The organism is Acidobacteriota bacterium (assembly GCA_028874215.1).
Classification (GTDB): Bacteria; Acidobacteriota; UBA6911; order RPQK01; family JAJDTT01; genus JAJDTT01.
Window position 1 is genome coordinate 205,073 of sequence record JAPPLF010000080.1, and the last position, 17,078, is coordinate 222,150.

Genomic DNA, 17,078 nt, shown 5'->3' on the forward strand with positions numbered 1-17,078 from the left:
CTTCCGTGCGGTTTTCGGGGGCGGTCCAGTTCCTGCTTGGGGGGCAGGTCTTCCTTCAGGCGCCTGTCGACTCCGTCCCCGCCGTCAAAGCTCCAGCTTGCCGTCAAAGACCATGTCCTTGAGCTTGAACTTCTTGGACACCTTGCGGCCCATGAGCCGGGTGACGAACTCGATGTTCTTTTCCTTCAAGGTAATTGGATTCGACGTGGGCCGCGGAAAGACGAAGATCAATTCGAAGCCGGACTGCCCGGTTCGTGCGTTCAGAAGGTGAACCTGGTCCTTTTGCATCTGGACGGCCTCGAGTGCAATCGGCTCGCGGCCCTTGATCTTGAGGAAAGATTCGGACCTGAGCCTTTCTACGACGGCCTGCCGCCGGTCGGCCGGAATCCGGGTCATGCGGGCCGGCAGTCCTGAAACGCCGATGATGATGTAGTTCACCTCCGGTGCCAGGAACTCGGCCAGTTCGGCTGTCGACTCCGCCTGTTCGCCGAAGCGGGCCCGCGCGAAAGCCTGCTTGATGGGCAGGGCGCTGTACCAGCGCAGCGTCAAATTCACGGCGGGGGGGAAGCCCCTGCCCATGCCGCGGCCGCCGAACCCTCTGCCACCGCCACGACCGCCACCGCCACGACCGCCACCGACTCCCCCGCCGCCGCCGAGACCGCCACCGGACCCGAAACCCCGGCCCGACCGGTTGGGTCCGTCGCGGCGGCCCGTCCTCATGGTGGTTCCCGTGACGCCCCGCGACCGCTGCAAGCTGATGGTCATCTCCTTCGCCCAGGGAGACTTGTTGAGCATCCGCATCACTTCCTTCTCGGACCAATCGGAGTACGCGGATTCCTTCCAGAATTTTCGGGGCCAGACCGGGGCGGTGGTCAGCAACAGGATGCAGGAAACAAGCAGGATCGATTTCCTCATGAGTGAACCTCGATGATCAACGGACGGCCACGAATTCAGACCCCATCGGGGACGATCTGGAAGTCCTCAGCCAGACGATGGCCCTGAGATTCGGAGAAGCGCACCTCCACCACGATCCGGTACTTGCCATGACCGAGCTGTTGCAGCGGAAGCCGTGCATTGACGCTGGCGGCACTCTCAAATCCCCCGGGAAGGGCCTTCCATGCTCCTTCGTATATGTTCGTTCCTCCGGCGTTCAGAATCAAGATCCTGTATTCCCCGCCACGGTTTCCGGCGGTCTCCACCTGGCCGTGCACGTAGAGGGTCTCGTGCGGGTGGAAGCGGGACCCGACCCGGGGAATCAGAACACGGGCTCCGATTTCCAGGGGATTGGCGATCTCGGCCACCTGCTTGCCCGTCTTGATCCGGTAGCGGGACTGAGCCGTCGATTCCTCCAGCTTTCCGGCCAACACCAGGGAACTGGACCGGACCTCGCGGTGGGACGGAAGGTCCAACCGGTGGTCCATCTGGGACAACAGCCCGGACCGGTTGTCCCGAAGCAGCACCCGGAGCACGTACTGGCCGGGTCCCAGGACCAGAAGGTTCTGGTAAACGAAGCGAGTATCCTTCTCTCCCTCGTTGCGGCGCCGGATTTCCACCCGGTCCCGGAGTCCGGCCCGCGCCACGCCCTTCAGGTCGCGCGCCAAGATGATCACTTCCAGGTTGAGCCGTCCGGATTCCGCGAAAGACGGGAACTCGGTGCGATCGAACGCCGCCAGGACGGGAACCCGGAACCCTCCCTCGAAGCCGGGGAAGTATTCCGCCGAGATCTCCACGGGAAACTCAACCTTGGGGTCACCCTCCAGGACGGTCTGGAGCAGCTTGAATTCCCTTTCGGGATTGCTCAAGGCCGCGTAAGGCTTGTCCGCATAGTAACCCTGCCGGTAGGCCAGGCGGATCCCGGGACGGCTGACGGTGACCTCGACCTTGCGGAAACGGCCGTCGCGGGGCGGGGCCGGAGCGTAGTACCCCAGAAGGTAGTAGTGGCTCGAATCCTCCTGGGCCTTGCGGAAGATCTTCCCCAGGTCGTTGTCGTCCAGGAGCACCGCACCGCCGGTATCGGCGGCCAGGGTGATCAGCCCCTCGCGCGACTGGCTGAGCCGGACCAGTTGATTGAGGTCCGCCCGGCCCGTGAAGATGCCCTGTCCCCCTCCCGAACGCTGCGCTCCGCCCCCGGGGGAGAGGGCCACCAACCCTCGGGCGTCGACGGCGTAGATGCTGATATTGGCCCGATTGCAGAGATCCGCGGTCCAACGGAGCTGGTCGTCGTTCTCGATTCCGCGGCTGGTGAGTCCGGCAGAGAAATAGACCAGGGCCTTCCTTCCGGGCACGTCCCGGAAGGCGTCGGCGATGGCCTGGATGGCGCTGAGCTGGTGATTGCTCTCGAACAGGGCGAACTCGGTCTCGTCGGCCAGAAACTCCCCGTCGGCGGCCGCGTCGGAATCATCATCCGGCAACGACACGTCGCTTTCCCGATCCCGTTGGGACAGGCCTCCCAGGACCCGGGACAATTCTCCGGGGTCGGAGGTGAAATCCACGAGAAGCTGGAGTCCCTGGTCGTAGGCCAGGACGGCGACAGCGTCTTGCGGCGTCAATTGCCGGTCCAGGAACCGGAGAGCCGACTCGCGCATCATTCGCGAGTCCTGGATGTTGGCGTTGGAGAAGTTGAAGAGGACGATCAGGTAACGCTTCTCGGGCGTGGCCGGATAGTCGTCGCCGGGTCCGGTGGGAGAGGTCGCGGGCGCGGTCTCGGGTTCGGCCCGGGCGAAGGCGACGCGCTCGCTGGTGAGCGGCAGGAACACCTCCTGAAAGTACCCGATCTTCTGCGAGACTCCCTCCTCGATCAGGGTGAAGTCCTCCGCCTTCAGGCCCCGGACGGGGCGCCCGTCCGAATCCCTGACCTGGACGTCCACCAGGATCAGATTTGTCCTCACCCGGAAGCGGATGGGGGAGTCCTGGCTCCAAAGGACGTTCCAGGCGAGAAGACAGGCGATGGCGGAAGCGACCAACCGAGCCGGGCGCCGGGCGCCGGACGCGGACCGGTTCGGACAGCGCCTGGTACGAGTTACGGCAGTTCGCTTCATTCGCACTCGGAAACCATGGCGTCAGAACATGAATCTCAGCCGCAACTGGATCCGCCGCATCTGTGAGACCGACGTGATTTGCCCGAACCCGCGGGAGTTCACGATGGTGTTCAACCCCGTGTAGTTGACATGATTCAGCAGGTTGGTGGCATCGGCCTGCAGGATCAGCCGCATCCCTTCGCCTCCCACCGGGATGGATCTGGCCAGGCTCAGGTCGATGGTCCAGGATCCCGGACCCTGGATGGTGTTGCGTCCGGCGTCCCCGAAGCTCCCCGGGTCGGGAAGACGGAATGCCGCGGTATTGAACCAGGCTCCGGTGGAGCGTTGGGAAGCGTCCAGCATGACGGGAAGCCCCGTCACGCTGGCCCGCTCGCTGGCCTGGGAGGCGCTGCCGCTGTTGTTGATCTGGTTGCCCAGGACGCGAGCCGTCAGGAAACGGCCGCTGTTGACCGTGAGACTCGTGTTGACAAACCAGTTGCTGAAGATGGAACTGAGGATTCCCCGGTCCCGGAGCCAACGGTGGCGGTCTCCGAAGGGGAGTTCATAGAAACCGCCCAAGCGCAAGCTGTGGCGCCGGTCCAAGTTGGAGGGTCCCCACTCCGAGTTCAGGTCGTCGTCGTTTTGGGCCACCACGCGGCCGCCTCCCGAAAGCGTGGCCGCGTTGTCCAGCGACTTGCCGTACTCGTAGCGGAGGTTCAGCGTGAAGCCGGACCGCACCCGCCGCACCGCCAGCACCTGGAGCCCGTGGAAATAGGAAGAGGCCCCCGGAGTGAGAAACAGGAACTGGGCCGTGTCGTGGATCCGTTGAACCCCGTCCAGGAGCCTGTTGGGGGCTCGGAGCAGTTCCAGGCCCGTCCCCCGCGAGCCGGCGTACCCCAGGCTGAGGAAGAAGTTGCGGGGGAGCGACTGTTGCAGGCTCAGGTTCCAGGTCTGCACCGTGGGCAGGCGGAAGTGGGGGTCCACCGCGTAGGTATTGGGGACGTCCTCCTCAAGATCGCTGGAGAATGCCGATTCGATGGGAAGAAAGTCTTGTCCGGCCACCGTTTCCTGGATCGCGAATCCGAAGGGAGGCTGCGAGATCAGCTCTCCGGTCAGGGCGGCGTAGGACTCGTGGGGATGGAAGATCCCGTAGTTGGCGCGGAGGACGGACGCCCATTGGCCGGACCTGAGCCGGAGGGCCAGCGCGACGCGCGGGGCCAGGTTGTTGCGGTCGTCTTGGATCAGCGCTCGCGGAACGCTTCCCGAAAAGGGTCCCCGGCTTCCTGGAAATACGGTCGCCGCCGCCTGGAACCCAGGCGCCACGTCCAGGTTGGCCATGCGGTCGTACAACTCCACCCAAGGCGCCACGTATTCGTAGCGGAGGCCCCACTGGAGGGTAAGCCTGGAGTGGATTCTCCAGTTGTCGTTGATGAAGAGTGAGTACTCCGGGGCCCTCAGGTAGTGGTCGCTGTTGCCGTACTGAATCCGGCTGCTCTGGGCCAGGCCGAGCAGGAAGTCGGCGAAGTCGTATCCGGTCCCTGACACCGGGCGGCCCGAACCGTAGGCGCTGGTGGCCACCCCGGCGAAGATCTGGACCCCCGCGCCTTCCGGGTTGCCCAACTGATTCCGCCGGTTCCAGGCCACCTCCCCGCCGATGCGGAAATGGTGCCCCGCGAAGGTCAACTGAAGAGAGTCGCTCACCGAATGCGTCTCCCGGATGTTCAAGGAGGAGCTTCCATCGGAGAGCGACGTGTAGTTGGTGAACTGAATCTGGGGGAGCCCGAAATCGATGGGGGCCATCGACGTGTTCCGGATGCCCAGATCGGAGCTCACGTTGGATTGAAAGGCGAACGGGTTGAGCCGGCGGTTCCGGTTCCGGTTCCAACGAACCCGCACGTTGTGCAGCAGGCCACCCGCCGTGGTTTGGATCAGATTCAGCGAAAGGTTCTGTCCGCGTTCGCTGCCCCGTCCGTAAAGGGCCGGAAAAGCGTTGAATTCATCCCGGTCGCTGCGGTTGAAGTTGTAGCCTCCCGTCAGGCGCAGCGAGTCGGAAAGGGAGTGGAAGATCCGGGAATTCAATCGGTTTCCGGCAATGCCCAAGGGTTCCGTGTTCAAGTAGTTGAGATAGGGATCGCCGCGGTTGGGGAGGGGAAAGAAGGCAAGCAGCGATTGGGATATGGGATTGAGCCGGTCACCCGGCAGCGATGCCCCGGCGTAGGCTTGCCCGCTGGAGGGATCGAATATTCGGACCGGTTCGCCCGCCAGTGGACCGGTTCGATAAGTGGTTTGGGAGAAGTCCCCTTGCCGTTCCGCGGCTGTGGGAACCGATGCGTACCGGGTTCTCAGTTCGTCTCCCCAGTTGGCGTTGAAGTCGACGAAGAAAAACGAACGGCGGCGGCCGAAAAAGGATCTCCTCGACGAATCGTCCTGACCGGAAAGGGGGCCGCCTGCGGACACACCCGCGTTCCACGAAACGTAGTCCGGGTCCGGCGTTTCTCCACCGTCCAGGGAATAGGGTTTCGCGTCGAGCGCCGATCCCGAGAAACCCATGGAAACGGAGCCCTGAACCCGGTTGACGCGGCCGCCGGCGATGCGGGCACCGCGGAATCCGCCCCGGCCGCCGCGCCCCCCGCGGCCCATGACGGCGCCCATGATCTGACTCTCGCTGGCGCCGAAACCGCCTCCCTGGCGGAGCGAAGCTCCTTGGATCAACACTTCCTCGGTGGTTTCCTGCAGACTCCGGTCCTGGCCGCCGAAGCTCTGTTGATCCCCGATGCGGATCTCTTCGAAGGGATCCTCTTCGAGAGCATTCCGGCGTCGCGGCCGGCGTTGCCGGGAAGGCGCGGGCCCGGCCCCGGCCTTGAAGAAGTCCTTCTCGAACTCCAGGCCCCACTGATATCCCTTCCATGCCTGGGAAGTCTCGATCTCGATCCCTCCGCCGAAGCCCATCCTGCCGCCGCCGCCTCCTCCACGGCCCGGGCGGTCTCCTCTTCCAAACCCACCCCGCCGGCCGAAGCCCCCCATGGTGACTGTGGCCGTCTGGAACCGCGGCACGGTGATTCCCTGGTTGGAGTCGAGAGCCAGGTTCAGGGTGAGACGGGCGTCGCTGATGAACACGCCGGCCGAGAAACGCATCCGGACCCGGAGCGGCATGGCGGTCTCAGGGTCGATCCAGATGCGGGCCTCCCGAACCTTCAGGCCACGGATCTTGGGCTCCGTCTTCACCTCGACGGCGGGCCGTTCGTCCACCTGCCCGGGTCCTACGATCTCCGCCTTCCTGAGGAAATCCTGAGAGGTGAGGATGTCGAGGCCTTCCAGCGGACCGAGCGCATTCATGAAACGTCCGCCCCGGCGGCGGCGGGAGGTTGGGTCCATGGGCTGGCCGTTGCGCGTCAGGCTCAGGATCTCCTTCTTGAACTCTTCCGTGCTTCCCAGGTAGTGGCGTTCCCGGAAATCGAACCGTTGATTTCCGAAGGGCGTGTTGGCAACGGTCCGGTTCTCCACCTCCACCGAGTAGCCCGACAGGAGTTCCTTTCTCAGCTCGAGCACGCGGGCGAGGCGTTGCAGGAGGTCCGGGTCCGGAACTCCGGAACAGGGAATCAAGCAGAGCAGCGCCGCCACCGCCGGAACCACCCAGCGGTGGCGTTGCGTGTTGGATGAAGGATTGTGGATCATTCCTTGTCGTAGACCAGAGTATGGTCCATGTCACCCCGGGGCGTCTTGAGCGTGACTTTCGTGGTCAGGGTCCTGCCGTCGTCCGAGAGGCTCCACCGTGTCTTCTGCTCGATCTTGAAGTTGCCCCTGGGAGTCTCGCGTTCCTGGACCTGCTTGACTTCCAGTTCCGAGCCCTTCCACTTGGCCTCCACGGTCGCCACCCCCATGAAGGAGGAGACTTCCTGGGGGCCGGAGCCGGGCTTGAGAGTCATCTCCCGGGACTGGCCTCGTCTCCTTTCATGGACGACGGTCAGAGTATCGCTATCCTGCTGAACCGACAATCGCGACGGGGCCATTGCGGCACCCCGGCCGCCGCCGCGCCGGCCGCCTCGCAAGCCACCCTCCCGGCCCCCATCGCCTCGACCGCCGCCACCGCGGCCGCCGCCCCGGAATCCGCCGTCCCGGCCCCCGCCGCGGCCGCGGCCGAAACGCGGCATCTCGCTCTTGTCCTCGTTGAGAATCCAGTTCCCCGAGAAGTCCGGAGCCTGGGCCGCGAGGGATTCCGTGCCCATCCAGAACAACCCGACAACCGCGGCAAACAATGGGACGATCCGACTCTGTAGAGACATTTCCGATCTACCTCCTCTAACGTTTCCAAGTGCGTGTCTTGCTCATGACTTTCACCCATCCAGTACGTGAACGGGTTGGGATTGTTTCGCTGCCGCTCCGCCAAGCCGGATTGACCGGTTCCGTGAGCCGGTGTTATTAGAGAGTTGCGGCTATGACCCCGGAAATCGGTTTCCTTTTTGTTCTCCTTGCGGTCATGGCCTACCTGTTCCTGACCGAAAAGCTTCCGGTCGATCTGACGGCGTTCCTCGGCCTGGTGGTCCTGACCCTGGCGGGATACGTCACGCCCGCAGAAGCGTTCACCGGCTTCTCTTCACCGGCGGTCATCACCATGATGTCCGTTTTCATCGTCAGTGCCGCGCTTCTGCACACGGGCGTGGCCGACCGTGCCGGAGGGATCGTTTATTCGCTCGTTGGAAGCCGGGAAATCCCTCTCATCGTGATCCTGATGGCAATCGCGGGAGTGCTTTCCGCCTTCATGAACAACATAGCGGCGACGGCCGTTCTCATGCCGGCCGTGGGAAGCATCGCCTACCAGAGCGGGATTCCTCCGTCCAGACTCTTCATGCCCCTTGCCTTCGGATCCATATTGGGTGGGACCACGACCCTCGTCGGAACCCCTCCCAATATCCTGGCGGGGACCATAATGAGGGAGCGGGGACTGGAGCCTTTCGGTCTCTTCGATTTTACTCCGGTCGGCTTGGCCCTCCTGGCCGCCGGGATCCTCTTCATGGTGACGCTGGGCCGAAAGTTGCTTCCGCGGCGGGAGGTGGGACCCGTCACCGACGAGTCGTCCCATTTGTCCCAGGTCTATCAGTTGCACGAACGGCTGTTCTCGATCCGGATTCCTCTCCAATCCCGGCTGGCTGGAGTCTCGCTGGAGGAGTCGCGGCTCGGCACCGCCCTGGGGATTCAGGTCGTCGCGATCTTGCGGGGCGGGACGAAACGGGTCGAACTGGGACCCGGCACGCTTCTCAAGGGCGGGGACGTGCTGCTGGTGGAGGGAAACCGGTCGGATCTTCAAGATCTGATGAAAGTTCGGGAGTTGAAGATTCAGCAGACCACGGCCGGTGAACTGCCGCGGCCGGTGAAGGGGGTGACCGGGATTCGGCTCCGCCTGCCGGACGATTCCGACCTGCTGGGAAAGAGCCTTCCGGAAGTTCGTTTCCGCGAACGCTTCGATGCCGTCGTGGTGGCGATCCATCGGAGTGGAAAGTATCTGAAGGACGACCTGGCCAGGCGCACATTGCGGAAAAACGACGAGTTACTGGTACTGGGGGCCCGGGCCAAATTGGAGAGACTGCGTTCCCAAAGCGACTTTCGGGTCAGGGAAGTGGGATTGTCCGTGCTGAGAAACATATGGGATCAACTTTTTGTGATCCGGGTTCCCAAGGGTTCCGCGCTGGTCGGCACCACGGTCGGCAACAGCCGGATCGGTGAGTTGGCGGGGGTCACCGTGGGCGCCGTCATCCGCGGAGGCATGACCCATTTGGGGGTGTTCGCGGATACCGAGATCCGGGAAGGCGACGGTTTGTTGGTTTCGGGGAGCCCGGACAAGATCGTGCGGCGGCTCGGGACGGATGACGTGGAGCTCGATCCCGGTGTCGGAGGAATCCCCCTGGAAACGGACGACGTGGGTCTTGCCGAAGCGGCGTTTGCGCCGCGCTCGTCCCTGGTGGGCCGCACCCTCAAGGAAGTGAAGTTCCGGGATCGATTCGGCCTCCAGATCCTTGCCGTCTGGCGGGAAGGACGGCCCATCCACTCGGATCTGGCGAATCTTTCCTTCCGTTTCGGTGATGCCCTGCTGCTGCAAGGACCCTGGGACCGGATTCGGAATCTGGGGCTCGACCCCGACCTGGTCCTGTTTTCCCGGGTAGAACGCCGGCCGCGCCGCACCCACAAGGCACCGCTCGCCCTGGGCGGATTGCTGGTGATGATTGCCATGGTCGTCACCGGATTCCAACCCATCCACGTTGCGGCCTTTACGGCGGCCAGCCTCGTTCTTCTGTTTAGAACTCTGACCATGGAGGAGGCCTACCGCGCCATCGAGTGGAGGGCCATATTCCTGGTGGCGGCCGTGTTGACGTTCGGCTCGGCGATGGAGCGCACGGGAGCGGCATTGTTACTGGCCGATACCGTCACCGGGGTCGCGGGCCCTTGGGGTGAGTATGGAATCCTGGCCGCGTTGGTGCTGCTGACGAGCCTGATGAGCCAGTGCCTCGACGGCGCTCCCGCGGTGGTGCTTCTGGCCCCGGTGGCGCTGAACGCCGGAACCCAGTTGGGACTTGACCCGCATACGGTCATGATGTGCGTCAGTCTGGCCGCATCGGCCGCTTTCATGACGCCGTTCAGCCACAAGGCCAACCTCCTGGTGATGGGGGCAGGCGGGTATCGAAGCATGGACTACATCCGGGTCGGGACGCCACTGACGGTGGTGATTCTGATTCTGCTGGTCTTTCTGGTCCCGCTCTTTTCTCCTGCGGGGTAATGCAGGAATGTCCGCTAGAGATTCGCAAACCCGGCTGACGTGGATGCTCCTGGTCCTGCTGGCCTTGCTGAGCCTGGTCCTGGGAGCCTTCATTCTGAATGGCGCCAGGAGCAACTGGGGACCCGTCGATCATCCCCAATTTTCCACCATGGAGCGGAGCGGGTGGAGTTGGGAGAACAATGACCCCCTCCTGGCCGGTGTCTGGCTGGTGGGGGTGCTGCAGATCGCCGTGTTTCTCTGTCTCCTGGGTCTGGGCCTGGCAGGACGAAAGGGATCGGGCCTGCTGCGAGTTCCCCTGTTGCTGGGCGGTCTCCTCCACGCCGGAATTTTTTCCTGGATGATTCTGGCGCACGTCCATCCCGTCGCGCCTTCTCTCTGGTCCTTCCCTCCGCCGACCGTGGTGATGGTTTTCTTCCTCTGGATCCTGCCGCCCATCTACTTCGTGATTCTGTACGTCGTCAGCTTCGACCGATGGATCCTGACGGAGGAGGCCCACCGCGATTTTCTCCGGCTGGTCCGATCACGAAGAGGGAAGGGGAGAGGGTGATGGATCTCTCCCGAAGCTCGGTGATCCTGCTCTTCGTGGGCTTGTACATGGTGATGTGCATCGCCGTCGGCCTTTGGGCCCTGAGCCGGACACGCTCCACCCGGGATTTCTTCATGGCGGGGCGGGATCTGGGCGTCTGGGTCACCGGCCTGGCCGTCTTCTCCAGCACCATGAGCGGGTTCGGATTCGTGGGCGGCCCCGGGCTCGTCTACCGGATGGGAATGACCTCCGTCTGGATGGTGATGTCCATTCCCCTGGGCTACGTCCTCTGTTTCGCGTTGCTGGCCAAGCGGATCCGGCTTCTGGCCGAGCTCAGGGAGCCGGTCTCGCTGCCCGATGCGGTGGCGGCGCGATACGGCAGCGAGGGATGCCGTTTCCTGGCCGCTCTCGCCATTCTCCTGGGGGTCATGGGATACCTGGCGACCCAGATCCTGGCCATGGCCACGGTGCTCCGGGACCTGGTCGCAGGCGCCGGCCTCGGCGTTTTCAGCATGGAGGCCTGCGTGGCCTTCTCCTGCGCGGTGCTGGTCTTCTATTGCGTGACGGGGGGCATCATCGCCTCGGTCTATACGGACCTGGTCCAGGGACTGGTGATGGTGGCCGCCGCCGTGCTGGTTTTCCTGGCGACGGCCAACGTGGCCCCCGGGGGTTGGAACGGGATCGTCTCGACCATCTCGGCCGACGACGCCGGTTCCATGAGCCCCTGGGGAACACTGGGAGCGTTCCAGGGGCTCTCCTGGTACCTGCTCTTCATCCTGGGAGTCGCCGGCCAACCCCACGTCGTCACCAAGATGATGATGAACCGGCGGATCCGGGACGCCAAGTACATCCTGCCTGTGGCCGCCCTCGGATACGCCGTGTCGGCGCTGCTCTGGGTCAGCATCGGCCTGGCCATGCGGGCCCTGGTGATCCGGGGGATGCATCCGGAACTGGAGGGGGCCGATTCGGCTGCTCCGCAGTTTCTCGCGCACTACGTGCCCCCGGTCCTGGCCGGGCTGGTCTTCGCGGCCCTTTTCGCGGCCATCATGTCGACGGCCGACGGCTTTCTGAACATCGGCGCGGCCGCCGTGGTCCACGACATTCCCCGGGCGCTCCGGGGACGGTCGCTGGGAAACGAGTTGTTCTGGGCCCGGACGGCCACGGTGATCATCGCCTCCGTGGCTTCGGTTTTCGCCCTCTACAGCGGTGACCTGGTGGCCATTCTGGGCGCCTTCGGCTGGGGCACCTTTGCCGCGGCCCTGGTCCCGGTCGTGGCCCTGGGATTGAACTGGAAGCGGGCCACGGCGCTGGCGGCCAAGACCGCCATTCTGGTCAGCCTGTCCATCAATTTCGCGTTTCGCCTGCTCGACGCCCAAGTTCCCTGGGGCATCGACCCGGGCGCAATTTCGCTGCTGGTATCCCTGACCCTGTTCGTCGGGATCTCTCTGGCATCGCCCCGGCCTGTGCTCGACCCGGACATCGACCGGCTGCTGGACACGTAGGAGGAGCGGCGGTTTCCCAGCCGGGGGCGGCGGTTTCCCAACCGGGGGCGGCGGTTTCCTAACCGCCGGACTCCGGAGCGACAATCTGCCACCAATCGAACGGGCGATTAGAAATCGCCCCCCCTCGACTGCCACCAATCGAATGGGCGATTAGAAATCGCCCCCCCTCGATTGCTACCAATCGAATGGGCGATTAGAAATCGCCCCCCCTCGACTGCTACCAATCGAATGGGCGATTGGAAATCGCCCCTCCTTGAATGCCACCAACGAACGGGCGACTGGAAATCCCCCCTCCTTCAGACCGTCTTGACCGGTTGCCGACGGGGGAATAGGCTCGCCGGTATCATGAAGAAAACGCTCGGAATAGCATCACTCTTTCTCATTGTTGGCCTCGTCACCACTTCGACGGACGGGCACGAGGGTCCGCCCAACACCCTGGTTCCGTTCACCGCCCCCGATTTTATCGGGGATCCGGCCATCGGCCGCGAGCTCTCCGATCTGGCCGAATTCGCCATTCACTTGTTGCAGTGGACCGAGACCGACCGGAGCGTGGCCCGGTTGCAGCGAACCCTCAAGGGCAAGGTCGGGGGGTTTTTCCCGCGCTGGAACGGCACCTCCACCGAAGCACCGGCATTGGAGGAGATCCTCCGGTTCACCAACGAGAGCTACGAAGCCCTCTCCTGTCCTCAGCTCACCAAGATCGAGGTCGGCTCCGCAGTGACCCTGATCGAGGCGCCCGCGGCACTGGATCTGTTGGGAATCGAAGGAACGGAAATTCCGGTGATCATCCGTAACGCCGGCGCAGCGGAGGTAGCCGTGACCATCGGTTCCGGATCCGAAGACGTGGAAGTGGAGCCCCGGATCGTCCGTCTCAAAGGAGGGGAAACGACAGGTGCATGGCTGATCGTCTCCGCCATCCGGAAGGAGGCCTCGGCGCTTGTGCTCAGGGTGGAAGCCGGTGCCGTCACGGGAACGGTCTCGGTCCCGGCGCGGGTCAGAAATATGAGTCTGCTGCGGGTGAAGGTCGTGGACGAGTCGGGTCTCGCGACGCCCGCCCGCGTCTATCTCACCGGTGCCGACGGGAAGCGCCATACGCCGAAAGAGATCATTCCCCGAATCACCAGCGCCGACTACGGTCAGCCCTACGGCGGCGAATATTATTTCTACACCGACGGTGGTTTCTCAGTGAGTATTCCCCAAGGGGAGACGCAGCTCGAGGTGATCAAGGGATTGGAGTATGCGCCCTTTAAAACCACCTTTCAGATGCCGGCGTCCGGGCGGAAGGAGGTCGTGGCCCGTCTGGACCGGCCCTTCAACATGGCGGCCAAGGGCTGGTTCTCGGGAGACACCCACATCCACCCCAACCTCTTTTCCGACACCCGGATCCGGCCTGAGGACGTGCTGCGGATCACCAAGGCTGAAGATCTGAACGTGCCCCACCTGCTCGCCTGCAACGACACCGACGGATACATCACCGACCTGATCCATTTCGAAGGGAAGCCGAACCGCCTCTCGGAGAAGAACTACATCCTCTACTGGAACCAGGAGATGAGGAACCTGCGGGTTTACGGGCACATGGCGTTTTTGAAGCTCAAGGAGTTCGTGCACCCCTCGTACACCGGATGGCCCCGGACCGAGGAGGTTTACGACTATCCGCCGAATCACCATTTGGCGCTTGCCGCCAAGCAGCAGGGAGCGGCCGTCGTCCAGGTGCATCCGGGGTTGCCTCAGGAATATCCGGTGAACTTCGCCCTGGGAGCGATGGACACCATCGACGTCATGTGCCAGGGGAACGAGGAGAAGAACACGGCGGACTGGTACCGGTTGCTCAACTCGGGTTTCCGCACCGGAATCTCGGCGGGGACCGACTGTTTCCTGAACGTCCCCTACCACTTGCTGGCGGGCGCGGGCCGGGTCTATGTGAAAACCGGGCCTCAACTGACCTATGACAAGTGGATCCAGGCCTATCTGGAGGGCAGGAGCTTCGCTTCCAACGCTCCTCTCGTCGAGTTCAGCGTCGACGGCAAGGGTGCGGGGGAGGAGATCCGCTGGAGTTCCGGTTCCAGGACGGTTCGGGTGGAGGCCAGCGCGGTTTCCCATGTCCCCATGAAGACCATGGAGGTGGTGGTCAACGGGAAACCGGTCTATACGGTGGAGGCCACCGATGACGGTAGGAGGGCGGCTCTGTCACGGGAGATCCAACTGGAAGAGAGCGCCTGGGTCGCCGTTCGGGTCCGTGGCGAAGCCCATCGCCTGGTGCCCAACGACACGGAACTTTACGCCCACACCAGCCCGGTCTATTGCTACCGGGACGGGTCCCGCATCCATTTCCGGGAGGCTGCGCTCTATTTCGTGGAGCAGATCGACCGGCTTCTGGAGCGGGTCGACCGCAACGGGGTTTTCAAGGACGCAGCCCAGAAACAGAAGGTCGTGGACCTGTTTCGAAAGGGTCAGGACGTCTACCGCAAGATCGCCCGCGAGGCGACGCGGTAGCAGGGCCAGTCCGGCGCCTCAACCCTTCTTGTCGAGGCTCCAGATTCCCGCGCCCTTGGCCGCGATGAACAGAAAGACAAAGGCGTAGATGGCCGCCAGCTCGCCCTTGTTTTCGATGGGCCACAATCCGTGAGGCTGATGGGCCATGAAGTAGGCCACGGCCATCTGGCCGCTGGAGATGAAGGCGGCCCAACTGGTCAGGAACCCCACGGCGATCAGCAGGCCTCCCACCAGCTCGATGATTCCGGCCAGGCCCATGAGGCTGACCAGGGGCACCGCCGCACCCGAATCTCCGCCGGCGCCGCCGAAGAGGCCCAGCACCTTCTGGGCTCCATGAAACGCGAACAGAAACCCTGAGACGATCCGGACCAGAGCGTAAGTCTCATTCGAGTACTTTGAGAGAATACCTTGCATAAATCCCCCTAAATAAATACTAATCTATCGGATCAGACACCGGATCCACCGCCCGGCTCCGGTCGAAGTGGAATCATACCCAAATCGAGGGAATGAGGAAACAGGACAAAAACCGGAAGCGTGACCGGAACGTACCGGGAGCAAGGACCCAAGATGAATGACGTGGCGACTTGCTCCGTGTGCTGGTATAGTGCGCGCCCAATCGGGCGGCCGGATGGACGTTGGTTGTTGAGGCCCTTTCATGAACCGGGCCGGAAAGGAAATGATGCTTCAGAATCGGATCAAGAAACTTCTGGGGGAAGGCAGGGCGGCCTGGGGATCGGCCCTTTCGGACGCCTCCGAATTGTTGGCCAAGGCCACCCTCAAGCAAGGCATCGACTTCCTCTGGATCGACACGGAACATCGGCCCTTCGGGATCAACGAAGTCCAGATGGTGCCCATCATCTGCCGCCTCGAGGGGCGGGACGCCATGCTGCGGGTTCCGAATCTGGATCCGGGCCTCATCAAGAAGGGTCTGGACATGGGCTGCAGCAGCATCATGGTGCCGCAGGTGGACAATGCGGAGCAGGCTCGCCTGGCCGTTGAGTACTGCAAGTTTCCGCCCGAGGGAAGCCGGGGTGTGGGTCCGGTCTGGCCGATGCTGCTGGATGTGGACATCAACGACTACCTGGAGTCGGCCAACCGGGAGACCTGCGTCATCGTCCAGGTGGAGACGGCGGAGGGGCTGGAAAACCTGGAACGGATCGCCGAAGTCGAGGGGGTCGACGTCGTGTTTGCCGGTCCCGCCGATATTTCGGCGTCGATGGGGCACCTGGGGAACATCGGTCATCCGGAAGTTCAGAAATGCCTGGAGGACTTTCCCGCCCGTGCCGCCTCCTGCGGCAAGCCCAGCGGCATCACTTACCCCGGGTTCGACGCCTGTTGGAAAGCCTATGAACAAGGCTACCGGTTCATAAACGTCGGCAACCTCATGCACTTCGGCCAGGTCGGCCTGGGCGAGTGCCTGGGCAAACTGCGGCAACTGGAGGACTCCGCCTCCGGCTGAATCCCACCGTTTCGGAGATCTCTACCGAATCCCGGGGGTAGACCGAGGGCCGGTTTCGGCCCCGGTGTCCGGACGGGCGCCATCGGACGCGGGACCACCCCCAGAGACTTCGCCGGTTCGTTCCGATACGGCCGCCGTATCGGAAAACCCCTGTTGCAGACCGCGGTCCAAGACGGGCAAGCCGATCGCCAGCGCGACGCTGACCGCCAACCCGATGGCCGCCTTCCCCACGTCCTTGCCGGCGAGAAGGATCGACGCCGAAATCGTGCGGTGCCGGAGCCGGAAGGCCAACGCCAGCTCGCGGCCCGCCAGCAATCCCAGGAAGACCCAGGTCGTGCTCATGGGCATATTGGACATCTCCTTGAAATACATCAGGATGGACGCATAGATGAAGTCGATGAGGGTCGCCGTGCGGATGTCGGTGGTATTGGTCTTGGAGGTGACGATGCCCTGAATCCGGCCCCCCCGGTTCTTGAAGATGACGGCGCTCAGCACCAGCATCACGACGGCGGCAAAAATGAGCACGTCGAGTTCCGCGGTGCGCGGCAGGTAGACGAAGATGTTGGCCAGGTCCTGGATCAGCCACTGGCTCCACAGAAAGGCGGTTGCGAGCCACTGTAGAGCGATGGCGTAGGGTCGGGGCGGCCGGTTCTTCGTCGCCATGAAGCGGGATTCGAGGAGGTTGGCGACGATCAGGTAAACGACGAAACCGGCGCCGATGGCGACGCCGTAGCCCAGCAGCGACTTGGTCAGGATCTTCAGCAGATTCGTGGGAGCGAAGACCGTCAACACCAGGAACGTGGTGCTGACCGGCACGCCGTACCGGGTCAACAACAGGATGAACACGGGAGGAATGGCGTGCAGCCAGGTGATGCCTCCCTTGGGCTCCGGGAACTGCTCAAGGCGCCCGTAGGCGATGTCGCCCTCGTTGGTCAGCCATCCGTACACTAGGACCGCCAGGAGGATCAGGCAGGCGTAGATCCACAACAACCACCAGGGCCGGCGGGAATTGGAGCTGAGAAACGTCCCCAGGGTCTGGATGGCGTCGTTGGCCACGATGGAGTAGGCCGCCAGGATAAACCCGACGAGCATGAACATTTCCGTCAAAAGGAACGCTCCTTACGCCGCTTCCCCGTTTCTCTGTCGACGGCCATTCTGTCGTTCATCGGCGGACCCGCCCCGCAGATATTAGCGGACACTGCCCAAGGATTCACGGGAGGCGCGCCCGTGGACTCGACCTGTGGGACCCGGAATGCATCGGCGCCGGCGATGCGCCGGTTGAGATTTCGCTTTTTGGTGTGTCAGTCTGAGA

The 17,078-nt window shown here is 63.5% G+C and carries 11 protein-coding genes; 5 read left to right on the forward strand and 6 right to left on the reverse strand.

Annotated features, from left to right (window positions below):
• Positions 1 to 84: 84 nt before the first annotated feature.
• Genes OXT71_16310 through OXT71_16325 form a run of 4 tightly spaced genes read right to left on the reverse strand, consistent with a single transcriptional unit; the run spans position 85 to position 7,300 of the window.
• Positions 85 to 915 carry a hypothetical protein gene (locus tag OXT71_16310; protein MDE2927961.1) on the reverse strand — a complete coding sequence of 277 codons (831 nt, stop codon included), beginning with the start codon at positions 913 to 915 and terminating at the stop codon, positions 85 to 87.
• Positions 916 to 950: 35 nt separating this feature from the next.
• Positions 951 to 3,038 carry a VWA domain-containing protein gene (locus tag OXT71_16315; GenBank protein ID MDE2927962.1) on the reverse strand — a complete coding sequence of 696 codons (2,088 nt, stop codon included), beginning with the start codon at positions 3,036 to 3,038 and terminating at the stop codon, positions 951 to 953.
• Between the two features lie 21 nt (positions 3,039 to 3,059).
• Positions 3,060 to 6,692: a hypothetical protein gene (locus OXT71_16320; GenBank protein MDE2927963.1), complete on the reverse strand. Its 3,633-nt coding sequence runs from the start codon at positions 6,690 to 6,692 to the stop codon at positions 3,060 to 3,062.
• Positions 6,689 to 7,300, reverse strand: a complete 612-nt coding sequence (locus OXT71_16325; GenBank protein ID MDE2927964.1) for a hypothetical protein — start codon at positions 7,298 to 7,300, stop codon at positions 6,689 to 6,691. Before OXT71_16325 ends, OXT71_16320 begins: the two co-directional genes overlap by 4 nt.
• A 152-nt stretch (positions 7,301 to 7,452) precedes the next feature.
• Here OXT71_16325 and OXT71_16330 point away from each other — a divergent pair, with 152 nt between their 5' ends.
• The 4 genes from OXT71_16330 to OXT71_16345 all read left to right on the forward strand — a co-directional run bounded on the left by OXT71_16330 (position 7,453) and on the right by OXT71_16345 (position 14,307).
• Entirely contained in the window at positions 7,453 to 9,786 is a 2,334-nt protein-coding gene (locus OXT71_16330) for an SLC13 family permease (protein MDE2927965.1), read from the forward strand.
• Between the two features lie 7 nt (positions 9,787 to 9,793).
• A complete protein-coding gene (locus tag OXT71_16335; GenBank protein MDE2927966.1) occupies positions 9,794 to 10,333 on the forward strand; it encodes a hypothetical protein in 540 nt (179 codons plus the stop codon).
• A complete protein-coding gene (locus tag OXT71_16340; protein ID MDE2927967.1) occupies positions 10,333 to 11,814 on the forward strand; it encodes a sodium/proline symporter in 1,482 nt (493 codons plus the stop codon). The genes OXT71_16335 and OXT71_16340 overlap by 1 nt, the downstream gene beginning before the upstream one ends.
• Before the next feature lie 345 nt (positions 11,815 to 12,159).
• Positions 12,160 to 14,307, forward strand: coding sequence for a CehA/McbA family metallohydrolase (locus OXT71_16345; GenBank protein MDE2927968.1), 2,148 nt, complete (start codon positions 12,160 to 12,162; stop codon positions 14,305 to 14,307).
• 18 nt (positions 14,308 to 14,325) lie between these two features.
• On the opposite strand, the gene OXT71_16350 is transcribed toward OXT71_16345, so the two are convergent.
• Positions 14,326 to 14,721, reverse strand: coding sequence for a DoxX family protein (locus OXT71_16350; GenBank protein MDE2927969.1), 396 nt, complete (start codon positions 14,719 to 14,721; stop codon positions 14,326 to 14,328).
• Between the two features lie 262 nt (positions 14,722 to 14,983).
• Between OXT71_16350 and OXT71_16355 the strand changes: the two genes are divergently transcribed.
• Positions 14,984 to 15,766 (forward strand): aldolase/citrate lyase family protein, encoded by a 783-nt coding sequence (locus OXT71_16355; protein ID MDE2927970.1) that lies wholly within the window; start codon positions 14,984 to 14,986, stop codon positions 15,764 to 15,766.
• Between the two features lie 21 nt (positions 15,767 to 15,787).
• Here OXT71_16355 and OXT71_16360 read toward each other — a convergent pair whose 3' ends face one another.
• Complete coding sequence (locus OXT71_16360) at positions 15,788 to 16,858, reverse strand: hypothetical protein (protein MDE2927971.1); 1,071 nt, start codon at positions 16,856 to 16,858, stop codon at positions 15,788 to 15,790.
• Positions 16,859 to 17,078: the final 220 nt, after the last annotated feature.

Excerpts from the sequence above, each read along its gene's own strand:
- OXT71_16335 (MDE2927966.1), top strand. The coding sequence starts at position 9,794 with ATGTCCGCTAGAGATTCGCAAACCCGGCTGACGTGGATGCTCCTGGTC.
- OXT71_16325 (MDE2927964.1), bottom strand. The coding sequence starts at position 7,300 with ATGTCTCTACAGAGTCGGATCGTCCCATTGTTTGCCGCGGTTGTCGGG.
- OXT71_16350 (MDE2927969.1), bottom strand. The coding sequence starts at position 14,721 with ATGCAAGGTATTCTCTCAAAGTACTCGAATGAGACTTACGCTCTGGTC.
- OXT71_16355 (MDE2927970.1), top strand. The coding sequence starts at position 14,984 with ATGATGCTTCAGAATCGGATCAAGAAACTTCTGGGGGAAGGCAGGGCG.
- OXT71_16315 (MDE2927962.1), bottom strand. The coding sequence starts at position 3,038 with ATGAAGCGAACTGCCGTAACTCGTACCAGGCGCTGTCCGAACCGGTCC.
- OXT71_16310 (MDE2927961.1), bottom strand. The coding sequence starts at position 915 with ATGAGGAAATCGATCCTGCTTGTTTCCTGCATCCTGTTGCTGACCACC.
- OXT71_16330 (MDE2927965.1), top strand. The coding sequence starts at position 7,453 with ATGACCCCGGAAATCGGTTTCCTTTTTGTTCTCCTTGCGGTCATGGCC.
- OXT71_16340 (MDE2927967.1), top strand. The coding sequence starts at position 10,333 with ATGGATCTCTCCCGAAGCTCGGTGATCCTGCTCTTCGTGGGCTTGTAC.
- OXT71_16360 (MDE2927971.1), bottom strand. The coding sequence starts at position 16,858 with ATGCTCGTCGGGTTTATCCTGGCGGCCTACTCCATCGTGGCCAACGAC.
- OXT71_16345 (MDE2927968.1), top strand. The coding sequence starts at position 12,160 with ATGAAGAAAACGCTCGGAATAGCATCACTCTTTCTCATTGTTGGCCTC.
- OXT71_16320 (MDE2927963.1), bottom strand. The coding sequence starts at position 6,692 with ATGATCCACAATCCTTCATCCAACACGCAACGCCACCGCTGGGTGGTT.